The following is a 22140-nucleotide window of genomic DNA, read 5'->3' as shown; positions in this document are numbered from 1 at the left end:
GGAGTTCGCCGACATGGCCGACAACAAGCCGCAAATTGTCATCACGTATTGCACCCAGTGCCAATGGTTACTGCGCGCCGCCTGGCTGGCCCAGGAGTTGCTCAGCACCTTTGCCGACGACTTGGGCCAGGTGGCCCTGGCCCCTGCCACGGGCGGGGTGTTTCACATCACCTGCGACGGTGTGCAGATCTGGGAGCGCAAGGCCGATGGCGGCTTCCCCGAGGCCAAGGTGCTCAAGCAGCGAGTGCGTGACCAGATCGACCCGCAGCGCGACCTCGGTCACAACGATCGTTGATCAGGTGCCTTCGGCCACGGCTTGGCGGGCGGGCTGTTCGGCGGCCAGGCGGCTGGACAGCACGATGGCGAAGATGATCAGCGCGCCGCCAGCGAGCATGCGCAAGGTCGGGGTTTCGGCGAACACCACCCAGGCCACGGCGATGCCGTAGACCGGCTCCATGGCGAACACCACCGCCGCGGTGCGTGCCTTGATCACCGCCAGGCTGGCGACGAACAGGCTGTGGGCCACGCCGGTGCAGAAAATGCCGAGCAGGGCGATCCACAGCCAATCCAGCGGTGCCACGGCACCCAGGCCGGGGGCGGCGAAAGGCAGCAGGCACAGGCTTACCACCAGGTTCTGCCACAGCGCCGCCTGTACCGCCGGCAGACGCCCGGAGCCGGCGCGGTTGGTCAACGACAGCAGCGAGAACAGCAGGCCCGACAGCAACGCCCAGAGCAGGCCGCTGGTGGCCTCGCTGGCCAAGTCGAACGCTGGGGTGACCAGCACCAGGCCGATGCTCACCAGGATGACCAGCAGCGCTTCGTTGCGGCGAATGCGCTCGCGGAACAGCAGGCCTTCGAGGATCACCGTGAAAGCTGGGAAACTGGCGAAACCGAGGGTGGCGATGGCCACGCCGCCGACCTTGACCGCGATGAAGAAACTCACCCAGTGCCCGGCCAGCAGCACGCCGCCGAGCAGCAGGCGGCGCAGGTCCTGGCCACGCAGTGGCGTCCAGGCCTGGCGGGCCAGGCTGGCGAACAGGCCCAGGGCGAGCACGGCGAAGGCGGCGCGGCCGAAGACGATGATCGAGGGGCTGGCGCTGGCGGCCAGCTTGCCGAAGACGCCGGTCAGGCCGAAGAACAGCGCGCCGATATGCAGGGCGCCGAGGGCAGTGCGGTGGTTCATGGTGGTCCTTTGCATGCGCAGGTCCCTGTGCTGGCCTCTTCGCGGGTAAACCCGCTCCCACAGGTTTCGCACTGGCCTGTGGGGAGCGGGTTTACCCGCGAAGAGGCCGACACAGGGAGAGAAAATCGTGGCGCTCAGTGTAAGAGCCCGGTCTGCCCGTGTCTGTCGCGCGTCTTGCGTCAGTTGTCGCCAGACTCGCGCCGCAACGCCAACGGTGTGCACCCGAACACCCGCATCACCGCCGCGCTGAAGGCGCTCTGCGAGCCATACCCCACCCGCGCCGCGACCTCGCCCACCGGCAACAGCGTCTCACGCAACAGGCGCCGGGCCATCGATAGCCGCTGCTGGCGGATATAGTCCATTGGCGTCACGCCGCACTCGCTGGCAAAGCGCGCATGCAGTCGCGCGCTGGACAGCCCGGCCAGCCGCGCCAGGTCGGCGACCTGCAATGGGTAGGCGGCGTGCTGTTCGATATGTCGGTCGAAGGCGGCATAGGGCAGGCGCCTGCTGGTCAGTACCGGGGCTCCGGCTTGCGGGTTGAGGCTGGCCAGCAACAGCACCGCGCCCTGGCGGGCAATCAACGGGTCGTCCACCGGGCTTGCCGCCAGCCAGTCGACCAACTGCTGCTGGCGACTGTTCAGGCCCAAGGGGCCGGGGCGGTCGAGCAGGCGGCGGCTGCCGTCGACATGCTCGCCCAGGTGCAGGTCGAGCCATTGCCCACCCGGGACATCCAGCACCAGGCAATGGCTGCCGGCCGGGCTGCCGCAGGTGTGGTGGGCACCGGCCGGGACCACCATCAGGTCTTGTCGAATGATCTGCGCGCCGCGGCCCTGCACCTCGAATTCCAGGCGCCCGCCCAGGCCGAACACCAATTGCGCGTGTTCATGGCTGTGGGCGATCAGGTCATGGCGGTAATGGCGCAGCGAAAGCAGCGGGCCGGTGGTCATGGTCGATCCTCGTGGGCAGACGCGCAGTGTACACCCAGTACCGGCGCTCGGATCGTCACCGGATTGCCACCAACCTGTCACCTGCGGCTGCCAGTCTCCAGCAAACAGCGCCGGAGCCTGCCCATGACCCACGCCGAACCCGCCCGCCCGTCACGCAAGCAGCGTGTCCGTACCCTGTGGCTTTCCGATGTGCACCTGGGCACCCGGGATTGCCAGGCTGAACACCTTGCGCATTTTCTCAAGGGTTACCAGGCCGATCGCATCTACCTGGTCGGCGATATCATCGACGGCTGGAAGCTGCGCAGCGGCATCTACTGGCCGCAAGCCCACACCAACGTCATCCGCCGCTTGCTGACCATGAGCAAGCGCGGCACCGAGGTGATCTACGTCACCGGCAATCATGACGAGTTCCTGCGCCGTTATTCGAAGCTGATGCTCGGCAATATCCAGCTGGTGGACGAGGCCGAGCACCTGACCGCCGATGGTCGGCGCTTGCTGGTGATCCATGGCGACCAGTTCGATGTGATTACCCGCTACCACCGCTGGCTGGCGTTCCTGGGTGATCGCGCCTACGAGGTTACCCTGGTCCTCAACCGTTGGCTCAACCATTGGCGCGCCCGTTACGGGTATGGCTACTGGTCGTTGTCGGCCTACCTCAAGCACAAGGTCAAGGGCGCGGTGAACTTCATCAGTGACTTCGAGGACGCCATTGCCCATGAGTGCACCCGGCGTGGCTTCCAGGGCGTGGTGTGCGGGCACATTCACCACGCTGAGATCCGTCAGGTCGGTGCGGTGCAATACCTCAACTGTGGCGACTGGGTGGAGTCGTGCACGGCGCTGATCGAGCATTGGGACGGGCAGATCGAGCTGTACCGGTTCGCCGAGGCCCAGGCACGGGAAACGGCGCGACGCTTGGCGGCGCTGGGCGAGACGGCCTGAACGAATCGCGGTGGTATTGCGGGGCAAGCCGGGCGTTCCTTGTAGAGGCCAGCTTGACTGGTGAAGCAGGCTACGCGGTGGCTGGCACCGGCTGCGCCGGTGTTCGCGGGCAAGCCCGCTCCCACAGGGATCGCGCCAGATCGAGAAAGATCAGCAAGTCAGTTGCTGCCGCCGAGCCTGCAATCAGAGGGCGATGCGCCCCAGCAGGATGTCGCGGAACATGGCGAAATCGCCGATCAGGCTGTACCACGGATGGCTGAAGGTGGCGGGGCGGTTCTTCTCGAAGAAGAAATGTCCGACCCAGGCGAAGCCGTAGCCGGCCAGGGGCACGGCCAGCAGCAACAGCCACTTGCCGCTGCCGACGGTGTAGGCGAGCAGGGCAATCACCAGGGCGGTGCCGACGAAGTGCAGGCGTCGGCAGGTGGGGTTGCTGTGCTCGCCCAGATAGTACGGGTAGAACTCGGCAAAACTGCGGAACTGCGCGGTGCTGGTCATGGCGTGCTTTCCGGATCTGCGGGCGTGGCGTCAGGATATACGGCGTGGAGCCTGAATCGAGTCTAGAGTCATTGGGGGCAGTGGCCAGTGACAATAAGCGCCAATTGAGTATCCTTTCGATTCACCGCAGGAGCGGTCGGCACAAGAGCCTGTCATGAGCGAGAGAACCACGTCAGCCAGCTGGGCATCAGGGATCGTCAAGGCGCTTGAGCTGGAGGGGCTCGATTGCCCGGCCATGTTCAAGCAATTGGGGCTGGATTTCGCCGCCCTCGACGACCCGGATGCGCGTTTCACCCAGGATTCCATGACCCGCCTGTGGCAACTGGCGGTGGAGCTGTCCGGCAACCAGGCCATCGGCCTGAACATGGCGCGGGTGGTGCGCCCGGCGTCGTTCCATGTGGTCGGTTATGCCTTGATGTCCAGCCGCACCCTGGCCGAAGGGTTCGCCCGGCTGGTGCGCTATCAGCGGATCATCGCCGAAAGCTCGGACCTGAGTTTTCGCCTGGAGCCCGAAGGTTATGCCCTGGTCCTGACCGTGCACGGCGATCACCTGCCGCCGACCCGTCACAGTGGCGAAGCGTCGCTGGCTTGCGCCCTGGCGCTGTGCACCTGGCTCAGCGGGCGGCCGATCCAGCCGCGGCGGGTGCTGATCCAGGGCGCCCAGCCCAGCAGTGTCGAGCCGTACAAGGCGGCGTTCCATGCCCCGCTGCAATTTGGCGCGGCCCATGACGCGCTGGTGTTCGAGCGCGCCGACATGGAAGCACCCTTGCCTACGGCCAACGAGGCGATGGCGGTGCTGCACGACCGCTTTGCCGGGGAATACCTGGCGCGCTTCTCGGAAAGCCGCGTGACCCACCGGGTGCGCCAGGTGTTGTGCCGCATCCTGCCCCAGGGCGAACCCAAGCGCGAAACTGTGGCCCAGGCCCTGCACCTGTCGCAACGCACCTTGCAGCGGCGGCTGCAGGACGAGGGCACCAGTTTCCAGACCCTGCTCGACGACACCCGTCGCGAACTGGCCGAGCAATACCTGGCGCAGCCCGGCACCACCTTGCTGGAAACCGCCTACCTGCTGGGCTTTGCCGACCCGAGCAACTTCTACCGGGCGTTCCGCCGCTGGTTCGACGCCACGCCGAGCGAATACCGCTTGCGCCTGGCGGTCAGTGACGCCAGAACGCCGGCATGCACAACACCAGCACCGTGATGATCTCCAGGCGGCCTAGCAGCATGCCGCCGGCGAGGATCCACTTGGCGGCATCGGGCAGGGTCGCGTAGTTGCCGGCCGGGCCGATGACTTCGCCGAGCCCCGGGCCAACGCCGGAGACGGTGCCGGCGGCGCCGGTCAGCGCGGTCATCCAGTCCACGCCCAGCAGCGACAGCAGCAGGGCGATGATGCAGATGGTGATGGCGAAGAAGAACGAGAACGTCAGGATCGAGCGCACGATCTCTTCGTCGAGGCGGTGGCCGTTGTACTTCTGCTTGATCACCGCGCGCGGGTGGATCAGCTGGTTGAGGTTGGCCTTGAGCAGTATGTAGGCGACCTGGAAGCGGAAGATCTTGATCCCCCCGGCGGTGGAGCCGGAGCAGCCACCGACGAAGCCGAGGTAGAAGAACAGCATCAGCGAGAAGTTGCCCCACAGGCTGTAGTCGCCCAGGGCGAAGCCGGTGGTGGTGACCACCGAGGTGACGTTCAGTGCCACGTGGCGCAGGGCGTCGAGCCAGTGCAGGTCGGTGGTCGCCCAGTACCAGGTGCCGAGCACCAGCCAGGTGGCCACCAGCATGGCCAGCAGGCCCTGGACCTGCTGGTCCTTGATCAGCGCCCGGCGATGGCCGCGCAGGGTGGCCACGTAGAGGGTGAACGGCACGCTGCCCATGATCATCACCACCACCGCAACCCAGTGCACCGCGGGGATATCCCACTTGGCCAGCGACTGGTCGGAGGTGGAGAAACCGCCGGTGGAAATCGCCGACATGGCATGGTTGATCGCGTCGAACGGGCTCATGCCAGCCCACCAGAAGGCCAGGCTGCCGAACACGGTGATGCCGACGTATACCGCGACGATCGACTTGGCGACCATGTGCGAGCGCGGCATGACCTTTTCCGAACGATCGGAGGACTCGGTCTGGAACAGGCGCATGCCACCGATGCGCAGCAGTGGCAGGATCGCCACCGCCATGCCGATGAAGCCGATGCCGCCCAGCCAGTGCAGCATCGAGCGCCACATCAGGATGCCCGGCGACATGGTGTCCAGGCCGCTGAGTACCGTGGCGCCGGTGGCGGTGATGCCCGACATGCTCTCGAAGAAGGCGTCGGTGTAGCTGATGTGCTGGGTCAGCAGGAAGGGCAGGGCGGCGAACACGCATACCACCAGCCAGCTGCTGACGGTCAGCAGGTACATGTCGCGGGGACGCAGGTGCACGTGCTCGGGGCGACCGGGAATGACCAGGCCAAGGCCGGCGATGAAGGTGATCAGGCTGGCCCAGAGGAACGACGGCATGTCGCCGGTGCGCTCGAAGACCACCAGGGTCGCCATGGGCACCACCATGCTCACTGCCAGGGTGATCAGGAAGATGCCGATGATGAAACCAATGATCCTTAAGGTCGGCAACGCCATGTGATCTGCTCTGACTCGTTACGGAAAGGGCGCCATTTTAAGCCGCAACTTGCAAGCTGCAAGGGCCAAGCGCCAATGCGGCTTGCGAAGGCTGCTTTTTCTTGTGGCTTGCAGCTTGATGCTTGCCGCTTGAGAATGGCCGCACTTTCAATCTGCCAGGAGGGTAGCCCATGGAGGCTCTCGACGCATTGCTCAACCGTGTTTCCGTGCCACGCCTGACCGAACCTGCGCCCAACGCCGCGCAACGCGAGGCATTGTTCCTGGCTGCGCTGCGTGCGCCGGACCATGGCCAGTTGCGGCCCTGGCGTTTCCTGACCATCGAGGGGCAGGGCCGCGAAAAGCTCGGCGAGCTGTTTGCCGAGGCCGTGCAGGCCAAGGGCGATGCGACCCAGGCCGCGCTGGACAAGGCCCGTGCCATGCCGTTGCGCGCGCCGCTGCTGATCGTGGTGATTGCCCGCTTGCAGGAACATTTCAAGGTGCCGCAGATCGAGCAGCGCCTGGCGGCCGGTTGCGCGGCCCATGGCATCCTGATCGCCGCCCATGCCCAGGGCATCGGCGCGGTATGGCGTACCGGCGACATGGCCTTCGATGCCCATGTGCACGAGGGGTTGGGGCTTGAGGCCAATGAAGAGGTGATCGGCTACCTGTATGTCGGCACGCCGTTGGGTGAGCCGCGCACGGCGCCGGTGCTGGAAACCGCGCAGTACGTCAGCGCCTGGGGCGAGTGACTGTTGGGGCTGCAAAGCAGCCCCAGGATTCGTCAGCCAATAGCACTCTCGCAGGGAAAATCCAGCGTCGCAATGAACCCGCCCTGCGGGTGGTTGGCCAATACCAGCGTCCCACCATGGCGCTCCGCCGCCTTGCGCGCGATCGCCAGCCCCAACCCATGCCCCGCTGTGTCCTGCCCCGGCGCCCGGAAGAACGGCTCGCCCAGCTGCGCCAAGTGCTCTGCCGCCACTCCCGGGCCATGATCGCGCACGCTCAGCACGATGCGATCCTGTTCGCGCCGGGCATGCACCTCGATCGGCTGGCCGCTCGGGTTGAAGCGCAGGGCATTGCGCAACAAATTGTCCAGCGCCCGTTCGATCAAAGTTGGCCAGCCGTGCAGGGTCAGGCCTGGCTGTGCCTCCAGTCGCACGTCCTGTTCCGGCGCGGCCAGTTGGGCATCCTTGCGCACGCCGCCGAGCAGGGCATTGAGATCCACCGGCTCGGCGTGGGCCTGCTCGGCATCGACCCGGGCCAGCACCAGGATCTCGCTGATCAGATCTTCCAGGCGGTCGCACTCGCGGGTCAGGCGCGGCCATAGCGCCTGGCGCTGTTCGGGCTCGGCGCGTTCGGCCAGGGCCAGGGCGATACGCAGCCGCGCCAGCGGCGAGCGCAGTTCGTGGGAGACATCGCGCAGCAACTGGCGCTGGCTGCCGATCAGGCTTTGCAGGCGCGCGCCCATTTTGTTGAAGTCGTTGGCCAGCACACCGAATTCGTCGCGGCGCACCGCCAGGCGCGCCAGGCTGTTCTGCTGGTAGCTGGTCTGCCCCAGGTCATGCACGGCGCCGCGCAGGCGACTGAGCGGACGGGTGATCGACAGGGTCACCAGCAGGCTGAACAGGGTCAGCACCACCAGGGCTATGCCCAGGGCACTGAGCGGCCAGATCAGGCTTTCGCGATGCCAGGCGGCCAGTTCGGGGTGAGGAATGCGGTAGATCAGCAGGTAGGTCTCGCCGCTGCCGGGGCTGGTGTATTCCTCGGTCAGGCGGCGCCAGGGCAGGCGGCGCTCATCGTTGTGCTGGCGCGCCTCGAAGGCGGCGGCACGGCGTGGGAAGGTCCCGGGCACCACGGCCTCGCCGCTGTCGTCGAGCACCTGTACATCGATCTTGTAGTGGTGCTTGCGGCGCTCGAGGAAGCGTTGGGCCGACTCCACGCCCTCTTGTTCATAGTGCTGTGCCCAGCGGCTGGCCAGGTTGCTCAGGCCGGGGTGGCGGCTGAGAATCCAGGTGTCCTGGTTGAGCATGTGCCCGAGCAGGATCGACAGGCCGGCGACCAGGGCGATGGCCAGCCAGAAGCTGGCCAGGATGCGCCAGAACAGTGAACGCAAGACGAGCACCTCCAGGAAATGACGAAAGCCCGACCCGCTGGGGCGCGGGTCGGGCATCGGTGGACAGCTTACTGGGCCTTGCCGGCTTTTTCAGCCTTCCAGGCCTGGAATTCCTTCCATTCGGCCTTGCGTGCGGCGCGTTCCTTCTGCAGGTCGTCGAACTTCTTCTGCTGCTCGGGCTTGAGCAGCGCGCGGACCTGGCTGTCGGTCTTGTCGTGGCTGGCCTTGAGCTCGTCTTTCAGGGCTTTCTGCTCGCCGGCGGGCAGTTTGTTGATGTAGCGCTCGGTGATTTCGCGGCGTTGCTGCATCTGCTCGCCCATCAGTTTACCGATCTGCTGGCGTTGCTCGCGGCTCAGGTCCAGCTGGGCGAAAGGCGCATCACCGCGGTGATGCGGGCCGTCGTGGCGCGGACCACCTTCAGGCATGGCCATGGCCACGGTCGGCAGGGCGGCGGCGAACATCAGGGCGATAAGGGTCTTGCGCATGGCGTCTCTCCTGTCATGGGCCGGTGGTTACCGGATGAGCCCAGTCTAGGGAGATCAAGGTCAAGGGCGGTCAGGCGAGGGTAAAGGCTGGGTAAAGATGTCGGTAGCCACCGCGCGGACCCTGTAGGAGCGGCCTTGTGTCGCGATGGGCTGCACAGCAGCCCCGGCAATTTTGCATGCCGCCGCGATTCTGGGGGCGCTTCGCGCCCCATCGCGACACAAGGCCGCTTACAGAGATCGTGTTGCCTGTCAAAGGCTGTAGTAATAACCCCGGCTACGCAGCGCGACGATACGCGGGCGGCCGTCCGGGTGCGGGCCGAGCTTCTTGCGCAGGTTGCTGACGTGCATGTCCAGGCTGCGGTCGTACAGGGTCAGCTTGCGGCCCAGGCCAATCTGCGCCAGCTCCTGCTTGTCCAGCGGCTCGCCGGGTTGGCGCAGCAGCGCCTCGAGGATGCGGCTTTCGGACAGGGTGAGGGTCATCTCGCGCTGGTCGATGCTGACCACGCCGCGCACCGGGCTGAACACCAGGTCGCCGACCTCGACCTGGCTGCCGGGCGCGCTGGGGTGGCTGCGGCGCAGCACCGCGCGCAGGCGGGCGGTGAGCTCGCGAGGGTCGCAGGGCTTGGCCAGGTAGTCGTCGGCGCCCAGTTCCAGGCCAAGGATGCGGTCCAATGGCTCGCCGCGGGCCGAGAGCATCAGCACCGGCAAGTCGGTGTGTTCGCTGCGCAGTTGCTTGAGCAGTTCCAGGCCGCTGCCGTCGGGCAGCATGACATCCAGCACCACCGCCGCCGGGGCATGGGCGGCCAGGGCCTGACGCGCGCTCTGGCCGTCGTGGCAGGCGCGTACCGCGAACCCTTCCTGGGTCAGCCAGCTGCCGAGCAGCTCGCACAGTTCCTGGTCATCATCAATCAGTAACAGCTCGCTCATGTCTCACTCAATTCAACCATTGACGGCGTCTTCTGTGTCCGCCGCTGGCTAAGATACCGCAGACGGCCGACAACAGTGCAACGACCGCGCCGACCAGGAACCATTGCTGCTGCTCGGTCAGCCACTGCTGGGGGGCGCTGGCGCCGGCCTGCAGCTCCTTGACCGCCAGTTTCAGGCGCTGGTTGTCCTGGCGCAGGCGGGTCAGTTGGGCGCTCTCGCGCTCGCTGTCCTGACGTTGCAGTTGCTGGGTCAGCGCGTCGCGCTGTTTCTCGCTCTCTTCCAGGCGCTGCTGCAAGTCGGTGATCCGCGCCCCGGCTTCCAGCGACAGCGGCTGCTCGGCCGTGGCGAAAGGGGACAGCAGCAACAGGCAAAGCAACAGGGACATCGGGCCTTGACGCATTGGAACTCCTGATTCGAATCGGTTCAGGAGGTTGTCGGCCGGTTGTCGGATTAGATGAGGCGGGTATCGAGTCAACCTCATTCGCGGGTAAACTCGCTCCCACAGCGGTGTGCGACACCTGTGGGAGCGGGTTTACCCGCGAATGAGGCGCTGCGGTTCTGGATCAGGGCAGGACTTGCTTGAACGGCTTGACCACGACCCGCTCATACACGCCCGCGGCAATATACGGGTCGGCATCGGCCCAGGCCTGGGCGGCGGCCAGCGAGTCGAACTCGGCGACGATCAGGCTGCCGCTGAAACCGGCAGCGCCCGGGTCGTTGCTGTCGATGGCCGGGTGTGGCCCGGCCAGGACCACGCGGCCTTCGGCCTTGAGTTGCTGCAGGCGTTCAAGATGCGCGGGGCGGGCGGCCAGGCGTTGTTCCAGGGAGTTTTCCACGTCGCTGGCGATGATGGCGTAGAGCATGTCAGTCCTTGGGTTTGGAGGTGGAGGGGTCGGCATCGTGCAGGTGGCGCGACAGGTAGACACCCTGGGCCACCAGGAACAGCACGGTCATGCCCAGGCTGCCGAACACCTTGAAGTCGACCCAGAAGTCCTGGAAGGTGAAGGCGACGAACAGGTTGGCCGCGCCGCACACCAGGAAGAAGCCGATCCAGGCCAGGTTCAGGCGGGTCCAGATGGCGTCCGGCAGGGTCAGGGCATGGCCCATGATGCGCTTGATCAGTACCCGGTCACCGATGAAGTGGCTGCCGGCGAAGGCCAGGGCGAACAACCAATTGACCACCGGAGCCTTCCACTTGAGGAAGGTCTCGCTGTGGAAGGCCAGGGTCAGGCCACCGAACACCAGGCAGGCGACCAGGGTCAGCAACTGGCCCTTTTCCAGCTTGCCATGGCGCAGGAACAGCGCGCCGTAGACCACCACCGAGCTGGCGATGAGCATCGCCGTGGCGCTGTAGATCCCGCCGAATTCGAAGCCGTGGCCGGCGATTTCGACCGGTCGCGGGTCGAGCTTGTAGACGATGAAGAACAGCAGCAGCGGGATGAAATCGATGAATTGTTTCACAGTGGCAGCCAGAAGCGGGATGTGACGGCATAATAACAAACATCGATTCCTGCGAAAGCGCTCCTCCATGAATGTTGATCTGCACTGCCACAGCACGGCCTCCGACGGCGCCCTGTCGCCCACGGCGCTGGTCGCCCGGGCCCATGAGCACGGGGTGCGCACACTGTCGCTCACCGACCACGACACCATCGATGGCCTGCCCGAGGCGCGCCAGGCCTGCGCCGAGCGCGGCATGGGCTGGGTCAGTGGCGTGGAATTGTCGTGCACCTGGGGTGGCGCGACCATTCATGTGCTCGGCTATGACTTCCCTCTCGACGCCGCGCCGTTGCTCGAGGCGATCGAGGGCCTGCATCGCGGGCGCTGGCTGCGCGCCGAGGAAATCGACCGCAAGCTGGCGGCCAAGGGCATGCCGGGGGCGCTGGAAGGCGCGCGAGCGGTGCAGCAGGAACTGGGCGACAGCGGCAATGCCCCGGCACGGCCGCATTTCGCCGAATTCATGGTGCGTGCCGGGTTCGTCAAGGACCGCGGCGAGGCGTTTCGCAAGTGGCTGGGCGCGGGCAAGCTGGGCGACGTCAAGCTGCACTGGCCGACCCTCGAGGAAACCGTCGCCACCCTGCGTGCGTCCAATGCCTGGGTGAGCCTGGCCCATCCCATGCATTACGATCTGACCCGCAGCAAGCGCAGACGGCTGATTGCCGACTATATTCAGGCAGGAGGGCAGGCGTTGGAAGTGGTCAATGGGATGATGCCGCCCGAACAGGTGGGGACGCTGTCGATCCTCACCCGTGAGTTCGGCCTGCTGGCAAGCGCCGGCAGCGATTTCCACGGCCCTGGCACCTGGGGCGAGATCGGTGCCTACCGGCCCTTGCCCGAGGACCTGCCACCCCTGTGGCGCAGATTCCGACATGAACAGCCTATGGCGGTATGAACAGGACGACTTCGTGAGCCAATTTTTCCAGATTCATCCGGAGAACCCGCAGCCGCGCCTGATCAAGCAGGCCGTGGAGATCATCCGCAAGGGCGGTGTGGTGGTCTATCCGACCGACTCGGCCTATGCGCTGGGCTGCCAGATCGGCAACAAGGCCGCCATCGAACGGGTGCGCAAGCTGCGCGGCCTGGACAAGACCCACAATTTCACCCTGATGTGCTGTGACATGTCGCAGCTCGGGCTGTACGCCAAGGTCGACACCGGCACTTTCCGCCTGCTCAAGGCCCATGTGCCCGGGCCCTACACCTTCATTCTCAACGGTACCCGCGAGGTGCCGCGCCTGCTGTTGCACGAAAAGCGCCGTACCATCGGCCTGCGCGTGCCGAAGCATGCAATCACCTTGGCGCTGCTCGAAGAGCTTGGCGAGCCGCTGATGAACGTCAGCCTGATCCTGCCGGGCGACGCTGAGCCGATGGTCGACCCCTACGAGATCCGCGAGCGCCTGGAGCACCACGTCGACCTGGTGATCGACGGCGGCTTCGGCGACCTCAAGGCCTCCACCATCATCGACCTGTCCGGAGACGAGCCGGAACTGATCCGCGAAGGCTGCGGCGACCCCACGCCGTTCCTGGTCAACGCGTGAGCCAGCTGGAAGCGCCCGAGGCGCCGGCCCTGGAGGCTGAAGCGCCGCAGCAGTTGCAATTGGCCCTGGTCTACGGCGAAGCCCTGACCGAGATGCCGGTGGACCTGTACATCCCGCCGGACGCCCTGGAAGTCATTCTCGAGGCCTTCGAAGGCCCGTTGGACCTGCTGCTTTACCTGATCCGCAAGCAGAACATCGACATCCTCGACATCCCCGTGGCAGAGATCACCCGCCAGTACATGGGCTACGTCGAGCTGATGAAGAGCGTGCGTCTGGAACTGGCCGCCGAGTACCTGGTGATGGCTGCCATGCTTGCCGAGATCAAGTCGCGCATGCTGCTGCCGCGTTCCAGCGAGATCGAGGAAGAAGAAGGCGACCCACGCGCCGAGCTGATTCGTCGCCTGCAGGAGTACGAGCGTTTCAAGGCCGCCGCCGAAGGCATCGATGAGCTGCCCCGGGTTGGCCGCGAGGTCGTCGTGCCACGCCTGGAAGCGCCCCAGGCCAAGGTGCGCAAACTGTTGCCGGAGGTGGCGCTGGAAGAAATCCTGCTGTCGATGGCCGAGGTCATGCGCCGCAACGACCTGTTCGAAAGCCACCAGATCACCCGCGAGGTGCTGTCGACCCGCGAGCGCATGAGCGACGTGCTCGAACGCCTGAAGGGCGGGGGCTTCGTGCCGTTCGTCGAGCTGTTCACGGTCGAGGAGGGCAAGCTGGGTGTGGTGGTGACCTTCATGGCGATTCTCGAATTGGTGAAGGAATCGCTGATCGAACTGGTGCAGAATGAGCCTTTTGCCCCGATCCACGTCCGTGCCCGGGCAGAGTGACCTGACGACCGATGAACCTGAATGAACCCCGCGAACTCGCCTCGTTGATCGAGGCCTTCCTGCTCGCCTCGGGCAAGCCGCAGTCCCTCGAGCGCCTGTACGAGCTGTTCGAGGAGGCCGAGCGCCCGGCGCCAGGTGTGTTCAAGAAAGCCTTGGAAGTGCTCGGCAAGTCCTGTGCGGGGCGGGCTTTCGAACTCAAGGAAGTGGCCAGCGGTTATCGCCTGCAGATTCGCGAAGATTACGCGCCCTGGGTGGGTCGCCTGTGGGAGGAACGCCCGCAGCGTTACTCGCGGGCCCTGCTCGAAACCATGGCGCTAATCGCCTACCGCCAGCCCATCACCCGCGGTGAGATCGAGGATGTGCGCGGCGTGGCGGTGAACAGCAACATCATCAAGACGTTGATGGAGCGTGAGTGGATCCGGATCGTCGGCTACCGCGAGGTGCCCGGGCGGCCGGCCATGTTTGCCACCACCAAGGCGTTTCTCGATCACTTCAACCTCAAGAGCCTCGATGAACTGCCGGCACTGGCCGAGCTGCGTGAGATGGAGCTTGAGCCTGAGCTCGATCCGGACGAGGCGCCTGTGCCCGCTCATCTGCAAGCCTTGGCCGATGCCAGCCTGGGCGAGGCGGGTGAAGAGGTGGAACCCAAGGAAGAGACCAGTTTCCGCTCGCTGCTGGTGGAGCTGGATGCGATGGAAGAAGGGCTCAAGACCGATTTCGATGATTTGCGCGAAGAAGAGCCTGAGGCCTCGGAGCAGGGCGAGGGCAAGTTGCCGCCTTGATTCATCTACCGCCTGAGCTGGCCTCTTCGCGGGCAAGCCCGCTCCCACAGGGATCTCACCACCTGTGGGAGCGGGCTTGCCCGCGAAGAGGCCGGACCTGATTACACAAAGCCCATTTGGCAGAAAATCACGTCCAACCACACAAAACGCTCTACTCTCCAGTGCGTTGCGCGTATGATTCGCGCCCGCTTTCACTACTACACCGGGAGGTGCCCAGATGAGTGACACAGACCTGCAAGACCAACAACCCACCCCGCCATCCGGCGAAAAACTGCAAAAGGTGCTGGCGCGCATTGGCGTCGGTTCGCGCCGTGACGTCGAGGCCTGGATCAGCCAGGGCCGCATCAAGGTCAACGGTGTCGAGGCCACGCTCGGCCTGCGCGTCGACCTGCATGACGCCATCACCGTCGACGGCAAGCTGATCAAGCGCGTCGAGGCCGCCGAGGCCACCCGCCGGGTGATCATGTACAACAAGCCCGATGGCGAAATCTGCACCCGCGACGACCCGGAAGGCCGCCCGACCGTGTTCGACCGCCTGCCGCGCCCGAAAGAGGGGCGTTGGATCAACATCGGTCGCCTGGACATCAACACCACCGGCCTGCTGTTGTTCACCACCGATGGCGAACTGGCCAACCGCCTGATGCACCCCTCCTACGAGATGGACCGCGAGTACGCGGTGCGTGTGCGTGGCGAGGTCGACGACGACATGGTCGACCGCCTCAAGGCCGGCGTGATGCTCGAAGACGGCCCGGCCAAGTTCACCGATATCCAGAAAGCCCCTGGTGGCGAAGGCTTCAACCACTGGTACCACTGCGTGGTGATGGAAGGCCGCAACCGGGAAGTGCGTCGCCTGTGGGAGTCCCAGGGCGTGGTGGTCAGCCGCCTGAAGCGCGTGCGTTTCGGCCCGGTGTTCCTCAACTCCGACTTGCCGATGGGCCGCTGGCGCGAAATGAGCCAGGGCGAGATCGACATCCTTGCCGCTGAAGTCGGCCTGCAGCCGGTAGCGCTGCCGGAGATGAAGCTCAAGGCCAAGGACAAGCTCGAGCGTCTGCAGCGCAAGTCGAGCCGTCCACTGGGGCGTGGCGAGCGTGTGCGCACCCTGCGCCCGGCCGGCGAAGGCCAGAGCGAGCGCCCGGCCCGTGCCCCGCGTGAAGACGCCGCGCCACGCAAGGGTGGTCGCGGTAGCACCGTGGCCGAGCGCCCGAGCGAGATGCGCAAGCGTCCGGCGCGTCCTGACGGCGATAAGCCGACGGGGCGTGGCCGTGGGCGCGAGAAGCCGCGCGGCTGATCTCTCCCGGTGTTGCCAAAGCCAGCCTTCGGGCTGGCTTTTTTGTGCGCGCGGAAAAGACGTTGCCGCACGTTCGCCGGCAAGGCTGGCTCCTGCGAATCCAAGGGCTGAAAAATAGCTCAAGCCTCTGATCAAAAAGAAATTTCCCTGAGGGCTGGAAACTTTTTGAACCGCGCCGTAAAGAAAACTATACGAATAAGGCCGTTTTCCAAGGTTGTGCGATCTAGTGTAACAAAAACTTTCCGAATGCCCTGCTCCAGAGCCGTCGCGCTACCCATGGCCCCCTTCCCAAACCCCCTCCCAACCGCTGAGATAGCGCCATTGCGTGTACAAAGCCAGGCAGGATCGCCAGGCACCAAGAACAACAAACAAATGGAGGCGTCATGCACGCCGATCACTTCGCCTTTTCAGGCTATCTCCCCGGGACCGCTGCGTTTTTTCCACAGGAAACGATGCAACGCGTTGACGCCTGCGCGTTTGCAGGGTTATACAATGCGCCGCGTTTTACCTGTGACTCCCTTGCGTACCGCGCACGCTTGCTGACACCCGGTTGATCCGCCCCTGGCCTCGCGGCCTCGTGCGACTACCTGTCACAAGTATCCAAGGTAACCACCTTGCCCATTCCGCTGCGCCACGAGCGCGGTGGGTCCGATTCCGTCACAGATAAAAACAAGCAGGTGACTTCGTTCATGAGTGGACATAATTCACAGTCTGGTGAACTCAAGCGTGGCTTGAAGAACCGTCATATCCAGCTGATCGCCCTGGGTGGCGCCATCGGCACCGGGTTGTTCCTGGGCTCGGCCGGCGTGATGAAGTCCGCCGGGCCTTCGATGATCCTCGGCTATGCCATCTGCGGCTTCATTGCCTTCATGATCATGCGCCAGCTCGGCGAGATGATCGTCGAGGAGCCGGTGGCCGGCTCCTTCAGCCATTTCGCCCACAAGTACTGGGGCGGTTTCGCCGGCTTCCTGTCGGGGTGGAACTGCTGGGTGCTGTACATCCTGGTGGGCATGTCGGAGCTGTCGGCGGTGGGCAAGTACGTTCACTACTGGTGGCCTGAGATCCCGACCTGGGTCACGGCGGCGGCGTTCTTCCTGCTGATCAACGCCATCAACCTGATGAACGTGAAATTCTTCGGCGAGGCCGAGTTCTGGTTCGCCATCATCAAGGTGGTGGCCATCGTCAGCATGATCGGCCTGGGCGCCTACCTGCTGACCAGCGGCAGCGGCGGTCCGGACGCGACCGTGGCCAACCTGTGGTCGCATGGTGGCTTCTTCCCCAACGGTGTCAGCGGTCTGGTCATGGCCTTGGCGTTCATCATGTTCTCCTTCGGTGGTCTGGAAATGCTCGGCTTCACCGCTGCCGAGGCCGACAAGCCGAAGAGCGTGATCCCCAAGGCGATCAACCAGGTCATCTACCGCATCCTGATCTTCTATGTCGGTGCCCTGGTGGTACTGCTGTCGCTGACCCCGTGGGACACCCTGGTGGCCAGCATCGACGCCTCCGGCGGCAGCTATGGCAGCAGCCCGTTCGTCCAGGTGTTCTCGCTGCTGGGCAGTGATGTGGCCGCGCACCTGCTGAACTTCGTGGTCCTGACCGCGGCGCTGTCGGTGTACAACAGCGGCACCTACTGCAACGCCCGCATGCTCCTGGGCATGGCCGAGCAGGGCGATGCCCCGGCAGCCCTGGCCAAGGTCGACCGTCGCGGTGTGCCGGTGCGCTCGATCCTGGTATCGGCGGCCGTGACCCTGATCGCGGTGCTGCTTAACTACCTGATGCCGCAGAACGCCCTGGAGCTGCTGATGTCGCTGGTGGTGGCAACCCTGGTGATCAACTGGGCGATGATCAGCTACTCGCACCTGAAGTTCCGCCAGCATCTTGATCGTACCGGCCAGAAGCCACTATTCAAGGCGCTGTGGTACCCCTACGGCAACTACCTGGTGCTGGCGTTCGTGGTGCTGATCCTGGGCATCATGCTGCAGATCCCGGGCATCCAGGTGTCGGTGTACGCGATGCCGGTGTGGCTGGTGGTGATGTATGTGGCCTACATGCTCAAGGGCAAGCGTGGTGCGCAGCCTAATGGCGCTGCCGGCATTGCCAAGTAAGCGCTGAGGCGCTTCTGGAAAACCCGATGCCGGGTAACCGGCATCGGGTTTTTTGTTGTCTGTCCCGACCCTTTCGCGGGTAAACCCGCTCCCACAGGGGCGGTGGGTACAGAACCTGTGGGAGCGGGCTTGCCCGCGAAAGGGCCGTCAGATCTGTTCCAGCAGCCAGCCACGAAACGCTCGCAACGATGGCAATGCCTCGTTGCGCGGAGGATAGATCAGGTAGTAACTGCGCTGGCTGGCAAACGGCGCCCCAGGGCTGAACAGCTCGCCGCTGGCCAGCTCATCGGTCACCAGGATCCGCGGCACCAGGCCAATGCCTATCCCCGCCCGCACCGCCTGGATCAGGTGCGAGGTCAGCTCGAAACTCGGTCCCAGGCGCATGGCGCGGTGGGGCAGGGCGTGGTGGGAGAACCATTCCCCCCAGGCATGCGGGTTGTTGGCGACATTGAGCAAGACCTCCGCGCTGATCCGCGCCGGGGTCCACGGCGCATCGTCACGGGCTTGCGGCGGCAGGATCACCACCAGTTCCTCGGCATGCAGGCGATGACAGATCAGCCCGGGCAGGTCATGGCTGGCCACGCCGATGGCGGCGTCGATTTCGCTGGTGTCGAAGTTGATCGCTTCGATCCGTGAATGAATGTGCACCAGCATGCCCGGGTGCGCGGCGTAGAAGGCATGCAGGCGCGGCAGCAGCCACTTCGAGCCGAAGGTCGGCAGCGTCGCCAGGCGCAGGGTGCCGACCCCGGACTGATAGGCCAGGGCCTGCAAGGTGGCGCTGCGGATGCGCCCCAAGGCCTCGCTGAGTTCGCGCTGGTACAGGCGCCCGACATCGGTCAGTTGCACCTGGCGGCCCTCGCGGCGGAACAGCGTCAGTCCAAGCTGCTGCTCCAGCGCCTGCACCTGGCGGCTGACCGCGCTCTGGGTCAGCGACAGCTCGGCGGCGGCGCGGGTGTAGCTTTCATGCCGGGCGGCGGCCTCGAAGGCCAGCAGCAGCGACATCGAGGGGGTGAGGTGGCGGTAATTCATTCATAAAGCTCATCGATAGCGGCAGGAATATCCGTTTGCCCCTGGCGCGAAACTACAGGAACATTGGCGTATTCGAAATCCTCCCATGAGTCATTCATGCCGGAGTGACAAGATTTCCGTGAATTAGCCGATATAAAAGAGGCATCCGTCGATGATCGCCCAGCTGCCGCCCCGTGCGCCTGCCGCCCACTACCCTGAATTCCTCGAAGCGCTGAAAAACAGCGGATTCCGTGGCCAGATCAGCGCCGACTACGGCACCCGAACCGTGCTGGCTACCGACAACTCCATCTACCAGCGTCTGCCCCAGGCCGCGGTGTTCCCGCTGGATGCCGACGATGTGGCGCGGGTTGCCACGTTGATGGCCGAGACGCGCTTCCAGGCGATCAAGCTTACCCCCCGCGGTGGTGGCACCGGCACCAATGGCCAGTCGTTGACCGATGGCATCGTCGTCGATCTGTCGCGGCACATGAATACGATCCTCGAGATCAATGTCGAGGAACGTTGGGTGCGGGTCCAGGCCGGTGTGGTCAAGGACCAGCTCAATGCCGCGCTCAAGCCATACGGCCTGTTCTTCGCCCCAGAACTGTCCACCTCCAACCGCGCCACCGTCGGCGGCATGATCAACACCGATGCCAGCGGCCAGGGCAGTTGCACCTACGGCAAGACCCGCGACCACGTACTTGAGCTGCACAGCGTGCTGCTCGGTGGCGAGCGCCTGCACAGCCAGCCGATCGACGACGCGGCGCTGGAGCAGGCCTGCGCCGCGCCGGGGCGGATCGGCGAGGTGTACCGCATGGCCCGGGAAATCCAGGAAACCCAGGCCGAACTGATCGAGACCACCTTCCCCAAGCTCAACCGCTGCCTGACCGGCTACGACCTGGCGCACCTGCGCGACGAGCAGGGTCGTTTCAACCTCAACAGCGTTCTGTGTGGCGCCGAGGGTTCGCTGGGCTATGTGGTCGAGGCCAAGCTCAATGTGCTGCCGATCCCGAAATATGCGGTGCTGGTCAACGTCCGCTACTCCAGCTTCATGGACGCCCTGCGCGATGCCAACGCGTTGATGGCGCTCAAGCCGCTGTCGATCGAGACGGTGGACTCCAAGGTCTTGATGCTGGCGATGCAGGATATCGTCTGGCACAGCGTCGCCGAGTACTTCCCGGCCGATCCCGAGCGGCCGACCCTGGGCATCAACCTGGTGGAGTTCTGCGGTGACGAGCCGGCCGAGGTCAATGCCCGAGTGCAGGCGTTCATCGACCACCTGCAAAGCGACACCAGCGTCGAGCGCCTCGGGCATACCCTGGCCGAGGGCGCCGAGGCGGTGACCCGCGTCTACACCATGCGCAAGCGCTCGGTGGGGTTGTTGGGCAACGTCGAGGGCGAGGTGCGTCCGCAACCCTTCGTCGAAGACACCGCGGTGCCGCCGGAGCAACTGGCCGACTATATTGCCGAGTTCCGTGCCCTGCTCGACGGTTACGGCCTGGCCTACGGCATGTTCGGCCATGTCGATGCCGGCGTGCTGCACGTACGCCCGGCGCTGGACATGAAAGACCCGGCCCAGGCCGCGCTGGTCAAACCGATTTCCGATGCCGTGGCGGCGCTGACCAAGCGCTATGGCGGTCTGCTCTGGGGCGAGCACGGCAAGGGACTGCGCTCGGAGTACGTGCCGGAATACTTCGGCGAGCTGTACCCGGCGCTGCAGCGTTTGAAGGGTGCCTTCGACCCGTACAACCAGCTCAACCCCGGCAAGATCTGCACCCCGCCGGACAGCGCCGAAGGCCTGACTCCGGTGGACGGCGTGACCTTGCGCGGCGACCTGGACCGCAGCATCGACGAACGGGTGTGGCAGGACTTCGCCAGCGCCGTGTACTGCAACGGCAACGGCGCCTGCTACAACTACGACCCCAACGACGCCATGTGTCCGTCGTGGAAGGCCACCCGTGAGCGTCAGCACTCGCCCAAGGGCCGTGCCTCGCTGATCCGCGAATGGCTGCGGCTACAGGGCGAGGCCAATATCGATGTGCTCGCCGCAGCCCAGCGCAAGGCTTCCTGGCTCAAGGGACTGCCGGCGCGGCTGCGCAACAGCCGGGCACGCCAGCAAGGGCAGGCTGATTTCTCCCATGAGGTATATGACGCCATGGCCGGATGCCTGGCGTGCAAGTCGTGTGCTGGCCAGTGCCCGATCAAGGTCAATGTGCCGGACTTCCGTTCGCGCTTTCTCGAGCTGTACCACGGCCGCTACCAGCGTCCGCTGCGCGATTACCTGATCGGCTCGCTGGAGTTCAGCATCCCCTACCTGGCCCATGCGCCGGGGCTGTACAACGCGGTGATGGGCTCGAAGTGGGTGGGCAGGTTGCTGGCAGACAAGGTTGGCATGGTCGACAGCCCGCTGATCAGCCGTTTCAACTTCCAGGCCACCCTGACGCGTTGTCGGGTCCAGGTGGCCAGCGTGCCGGCCCTGCGCGAACTGACCCCGGCCCAGCGCGAGCGCAGTATCGTGCTGGTTCAGGACGCGTTCACCCGTTACTTCGAGACGCCGCTGCTGGCAGCATTCATCGAGCTGGCCCATCGCCTGGGGCACAAGGTGTTCCTTGCTCCATACAGTGCCAACGGCAAGCCACTGCACGTGCAGGGTTTCCTCGGCGCCTTCGCCAAGGCAGCGATCCGCAACGCCACCCAGCTCAAGACCCTGGCCGCTTGCGGCGTGCCGTTGGTGGGGCTGGACCCGGCGATGACCCTGGTCTATCGCCAGGAGTACCAGAAGGTTGACGGACTGGACGGTTGCCCGAAGGTGCTGCTGCCCCAGGAGTGGCTGATCGAGGTGCTGCCCGAGCAGCCTGCGGCCAAGGCCGATACGTTCCGCCTGATGGCCCACTGCACCGAGAAGACCAATGTGCCGGCGAGTACCCGGCAGTGGGAGCAGGTGTTCGCGCGTCTGGGCTTGAAGTTGGTCACCGAGGCCACCGGCTGCTGTGGCATGTCCGGCACCTATGGCCATGAGGCGCGTAACCAGGCCACCTCGAAGACCATCTTCGAGCAGTCCTGGGCGACCAAGCTGGACAAGCAGGGCGAGGCGCTGGCGACGGGGTATTCGTGCCGCAGCCAGGTCAAGCGCATGACCGAAAAGCAGCTGCGCCATCCGCTGGAGGTGGTACTGCAATACGCGCAGCGCTGAAGGCAGGCCGGCACCTACCTGGGTGCCGGCTCAACCTTCAGAAGCTGGCGCGATTCCTGTGGGAGCAACTGTCTTGCTCAACTGCTAAAGCCAGCGCGATCCCTGTGGGAGCGGGTTTACCCGCGAACACCGGCGGAGCCGGTGCCAGGTGCCGCGCTGCTTGCTTCCCGGCAAACCGGCCCCCCGATAAGCCTGCTCCCGCATTTGCGTGCCGCGCGGTAGACGTAT

The 22140-nt window shown here is 65.2% G+C and carries 21 protein-coding genes and 1 pseudogene; 11 read left to right on the top strand and 11 right to left on the bottom strand.

Annotation, left to right across the window (positions count from 1 at the left end; all coding sequences use genetic code 11):
• Window positions 1-13 precede the first annotated feature (13 nt).
• Entirely contained in the window at window positions 14-295 is a 282-nt protein-coding gene (locus HU772_RS17665; protein ID WP_186661803.1) for an Rdx family protein, read from the top strand.
• On the opposite strand, the gene HU772_RS17660 is transcribed toward HU772_RS17665, so the two are convergent.
• Together HU772_RS17660 and HU772_RS17655 are read right to left on the bottom strand one after the other, a co-directional pair.
• Window positions 296-1183 (bottom strand): DMT family transporter, encoded by an 888-nt coding sequence (locus HU772_RS17660; RefSeq protein ID WP_186661802.1) that lies wholly within the window; start codon window positions 1181-1183, stop codon window positions 296-298.
• 179 nt (window positions 1184-1362) lie between these two features.
• The gene (locus HU772_RS17655) at window positions 1363-2130 is read right to left on the bottom strand and encodes a helix-turn-helix transcriptional regulator (protein ID WP_186661800.1); all 768 of its coding nucleotides are present in this window, start codon (window positions 2128-2130) and stop codon (window positions 1363-1365) included.
• A gap of 123 nt (window positions 2131-2253) precedes the next feature.
• Between HU772_RS17655 and HU772_RS17650 the strand changes: the two genes are divergently transcribed.
• Complete coding sequence (locus HU772_RS17650; RefSeq protein ID WP_186661798.1) at window positions 2254-3069, top strand: UDP-2,3-diacylglucosamine diphosphatase; 816 nt, start codon at window positions 2254-2256, stop codon at window positions 3067-3069.
• A gap of 183 nt (window positions 3070-3252) precedes the next feature.
• Here HU772_RS17650 and HU772_RS17645 read toward each other — a convergent pair whose 3' ends face one another.
• A complete protein-coding gene (locus HU772_RS17645; RefSeq protein ID WP_186661796.1) occupies window positions 3253-3564 on the bottom strand; it encodes an Mpo1-like protein in 312 nt (103 codons plus the stop codon).
• A 154-nt stretch (window positions 3565-3718) separates the two neighbouring features.
• Between HU772_RS17645 and HU772_RS17640 the strand changes: the two genes are divergently transcribed.
• Entirely contained in the window at window positions 3719-4765 is a 1047-nt protein-coding gene (locus HU772_RS17640) for an AraC family transcriptional regulator (RefSeq protein ID WP_186661794.1), read from the top strand.
• On the opposite strand, the gene HU772_RS17635 is transcribed toward HU772_RS17640, so the two are convergent.
• Window positions 4722-6176: a TrkH family potassium uptake protein gene (locus tag HU772_RS17635; RefSeq protein ID WP_186661792.1), complete on the bottom strand. Its 1455-nt coding sequence runs from the start codon at window positions 6174-6176 to the stop codon at window positions 4722-4724. The two genes, HU772_RS17640 and HU772_RS17635, sit on opposite strands and share 44 nt — an antisense overlap.
• 170 nt (window positions 6177-6346) lie before the next feature.
• On the opposite strand from HU772_RS17635, the gene HU772_RS17630 reads away from it, so the two are divergent.
• Window positions 6347-6904 carry an NAD(P)H nitroreductase gene (locus HU772_RS17630; RefSeq protein ID WP_186661791.1) on the top strand — a complete coding sequence of 186 codons (558 nt, stop codon included), beginning with the start codon at window positions 6347-6349 and terminating at the stop codon, window positions 6902-6904.
• A 32-nt stretch (window positions 6905-6936) separates the two neighbouring features.
• On the opposite strand, the gene HU772_RS17625 is transcribed toward HU772_RS17630, so the two are convergent.
• From HU772_RS17625 to HU772_RS17600, 6 genes are all read right to left on the bottom strand, one after another.
• A complete protein-coding gene (locus tag HU772_RS17625; protein WP_186661790.1) occupies window positions 6937-8325 on the bottom strand; it encodes a sensor histidine kinase in 1389 nt (462 codons plus the stop codon).
• 11 nt (window positions 8326-8336) lie between these two features.
• Window positions 8337-8753: a Spy/CpxP family protein refolding chaperone gene (locus HU772_RS17620; RefSeq protein WP_186661789.1), complete on the bottom strand. Its 417-nt coding sequence runs from the start codon at window positions 8751-8753 to the stop codon at window positions 8337-8339.
• A gap of 249 nt (window positions 8754-9002) precedes the next feature.
• On the bottom strand, window positions 9003-9680 hold the full coding sequence (locus tag HU772_RS17615) for a response regulator transcription factor (protein ID WP_186661788.1): 678 nt from the start codon (window positions 9678-9680) through the stop codon (window positions 9003-9005).
• Window positions 9681-9687: 7 nt separating this feature from the next.
• Window positions 9688-10080 carry an SH3 domain-containing protein gene (locus HU772_RS17610; protein ID WP_186661787.1) on the bottom strand — a complete coding sequence of 131 codons (393 nt, stop codon included), beginning with the start codon at window positions 10078-10080 and terminating at the stop codon, window positions 9688-9690.
• Between the two features lie 163 nt (window positions 10081-10243).
• Entirely contained in the window at window positions 10244-10543 is a 300-nt protein-coding gene (locus HU772_RS17605) for a YciI family protein (RefSeq protein ID WP_186661786.1), read from the bottom strand.
• A 1-nt stretch (window position 10544) separates the two neighbouring features.
• Window positions 10545-11141 (bottom strand): septation protein A, encoded by a 597-nt coding sequence (locus HU772_RS17600; protein ID WP_186661784.1) that lies wholly within the window; start codon window positions 11139-11141, stop codon window positions 10545-10547.
• Between the two features lie 67 nt (window positions 11142-11208).
• Here HU772_RS17600 and HU772_RS17595 point away from each other — a divergent pair, with 67 nt between their 5' ends.
• The 6 genes and pseudogenes from HU772_RS17595 to HU772_RS17570 all read left to right on the top strand — a co-directional run bounded on the left by HU772_RS17595 (window position 11209) and on the right by HU772_RS17570 (window position 17711).
• The gene (locus HU772_RS17595; protein ID WP_186661782.1) at window positions 11209-12069 is read left to right on the top strand and encodes a PHP domain-containing protein; all 861 of its coding nucleotides are present in this window, start codon (window positions 11209-11211) and stop codon (window positions 12067-12069) included.
• 13 nt (window positions 12070-12082) lie between these two features.
• A complete protein-coding gene (locus HU772_RS17590; RefSeq protein WP_217858729.1) occupies window positions 12083-12712 on the top strand; it encodes an L-threonylcarbamoyladenylate synthase in 630 nt (209 codons plus the stop codon).
• Window positions 12709-13536 carry a segregation and condensation protein A gene (locus tag HU772_RS17585; RefSeq protein ID WP_496198484.1) on the top strand — a complete coding sequence of 276 codons (828 nt, stop codon included), beginning with the start codon at window positions 12709-12711 and terminating at the stop codon, window positions 13534-13536. The genes HU772_RS17590 and HU772_RS17585 overlap by 4 nt, the downstream gene beginning before the upstream one ends.
• Before the next feature lie 11 nt (window positions 13537-13547).
• Window positions 13548-14315 (top strand): annotated as a pseudogene (gene scpB / locus HU772_RS17580) (SMC-Scp complex subunit ScpB); the annotation flags it as partial.
• 220 nt (window positions 14316-14535) lie between these two features.
• A complete protein-coding gene (gene rluB / locus HU772_RS17575) occupies window positions 14536-15606 on the top strand; it encodes a 23S rRNA pseudouridine(2605) synthase RluB (RefSeq protein ID WP_186661777.1) in 1071 nt (356 codons plus the stop codon).
• Between the two features lie 689 nt (window positions 15607-16295).
• Window positions 16296-17711, top strand: a complete 1416-nt coding sequence (locus tag HU772_RS17570; RefSeq protein ID WP_186661776.1) for an amino acid permease — start codon at window positions 16296-16298, stop codon at window positions 17709-17711.
• Window positions 17712-17858: 147 nt separating this feature from the next.
• Here HU772_RS17570 and HU772_RS17565 read toward each other — a convergent pair whose 3' ends face one another.
• Window positions 17859-18740: a LysR substrate-binding domain-containing protein gene (locus tag HU772_RS17565; protein ID WP_186661774.1), complete on the bottom strand. Its 882-nt coding sequence runs from the start codon at window positions 18738-18740 to the stop codon at window positions 17859-17861.
• A 151-nt stretch (window positions 18741-18891) separates the two neighbouring features.
• On the opposite strand from HU772_RS17565, the gene ydiJ reads away from it, so the two are divergent.
• Window positions 18892-21912 (top strand): D-2-hydroxyglutarate dehydrogenase YdiJ, encoded by a 3021-nt coding sequence (gene ydiJ / locus HU772_RS17560; protein WP_186661772.1) that lies wholly within the window; start codon window positions 18892-18894, stop codon window positions 21910-21912.
• Window positions 21913-22140: the final 228 nt, after the last annotated feature.

This window comes from Pseudomonas xantholysinigenes, assembly GCF_014268885.2.
Lineage (GTDB): Bacteria > Pseudomonadota > Gammaproteobacteria > Pseudomonadales > Pseudomonadaceae > Aquipseudomonas > Aquipseudomonas xantholysinigenes.
This window is presented reverse-complemented; position numbering and strand designations above follow the sequence as displayed.

What these genes read in the sequence shown, in the direction of transcription:
- rluB (WP_186661777.1), top strand. Translation starts at nt 14,536, where the DNA reads ATGAGTGACACAGACCTGCAAGACCAACAACCCACCCCGCCATCCGGC.
- HU772_RS17665 (WP_186661803.1), top strand. Translation starts at nt 14, where the DNA reads ATGGCCGACAACAAGCCGCAAATTGTCATCACGTATTGCACCCAGTGC.
- HU772_RS17640 (WP_186661794.1), top strand. Translation starts at nt 3,719, where the DNA reads ATGAGCGAGAGAACCACGTCAGCCAGCTGGGCATCAGGGATCGTCAAG.
- HU772_RS17565 (WP_186661774.1), bottom strand. Translation starts at nt 18,740, where the DNA reads ATGAATTACCGCCACCTCACCCCCTCGATGTCGCTGCTGCTGGCCTTC.
- HU772_RS17655 (WP_186661800.1), bottom strand. Translation starts at nt 2,130, where the DNA reads ATGACCACCGGCCCGCTGCTTTCGCTGCGCCATTACCGCCATGACCTG.
- HU772_RS17595 (WP_186661782.1), top strand. Translation starts at nt 11,209, where the DNA reads ATGAATGTTGATCTGCACTGCCACAGCACGGCCTCCGACGGCGCCCTG.
- HU772_RS17570 (WP_186661776.1), top strand. Translation starts at nt 16,296, where the DNA reads ATGAGTGGACATAATTCACAGTCTGGTGAACTCAAGCGTGGCTTGAAG.
- ydiJ (WP_186661772.1), top strand. Translation starts at nt 18,892, where the DNA reads ATGATCGCCCAGCTGCCGCCCCGTGCGCCTGCCGCCCACTACCCTGAA.
- HU772_RS17630 (WP_186661791.1), top strand. Translation starts at nt 6,347, where the DNA reads ATGGAGGCTCTCGACGCATTGCTCAACCGTGTTTCCGTGCCACGCCTG.
- HU772_RS17610 (WP_186661787.1), bottom strand. Translation starts at nt 10,080, where the DNA reads ATGCGTCAAGGCCCGATGTCCCTGTTGCTTTGCCTGTTGCTGCTGTCC.
- HU772_RS17605 (WP_186661786.1), bottom strand. Translation starts at nt 10,543, where the DNA reads ATGCTCTACGCCATCATCGCCAGCGACGTGGAAAACTCCCTGGAACAA.
- HU772_RS17645 (WP_186661796.1), bottom strand. Translation starts at nt 3,564, where the DNA reads ATGACCAGCACCGCGCAGTTCCGCAGTTTTGCCGAGTTCTACCCGTAC.
- HU772_RS17615 (WP_186661788.1), bottom strand. Translation starts at nt 9,680, where the DNA reads ATGAGCGAGCTGTTACTGATTGATGATGACCAGGAACTGTGCGAGCTG.
- HU772_RS17625 (WP_186661790.1), bottom strand. Translation starts at nt 8,325, where the DNA reads ATGCCCGACCCGCGCCCCAGCGGGTCGGGCTTTCGTCATTTCCTGGAG.
- HU772_RS17650 (WP_186661798.1), top strand. Translation starts at nt 2,254, where the DNA reads ATGACCCACGCCGAACCCGCCCGCCCGTCACGCAAGCAGCGTGTCCGT.
- HU772_RS17635 (WP_186661792.1), bottom strand. Translation starts at nt 6,176, where the DNA reads ATGGCGTTGCCGACCTTAAGGATCATTGGTTTCATCATCGGCATCTTC.
- HU772_RS17620 (WP_186661789.1), bottom strand. Translation starts at nt 8,753, where the DNA reads ATGCGCAAGACCCTTATCGCCCTGATGTTCGCCGCCGCCCTGCCGACC.
- HU772_RS17660 (WP_186661802.1), bottom strand. Translation starts at nt 1,183, where the DNA reads ATGAACCACCGCACTGCCCTCGGCGCCCTGCATATCGGCGCGCTGTTC.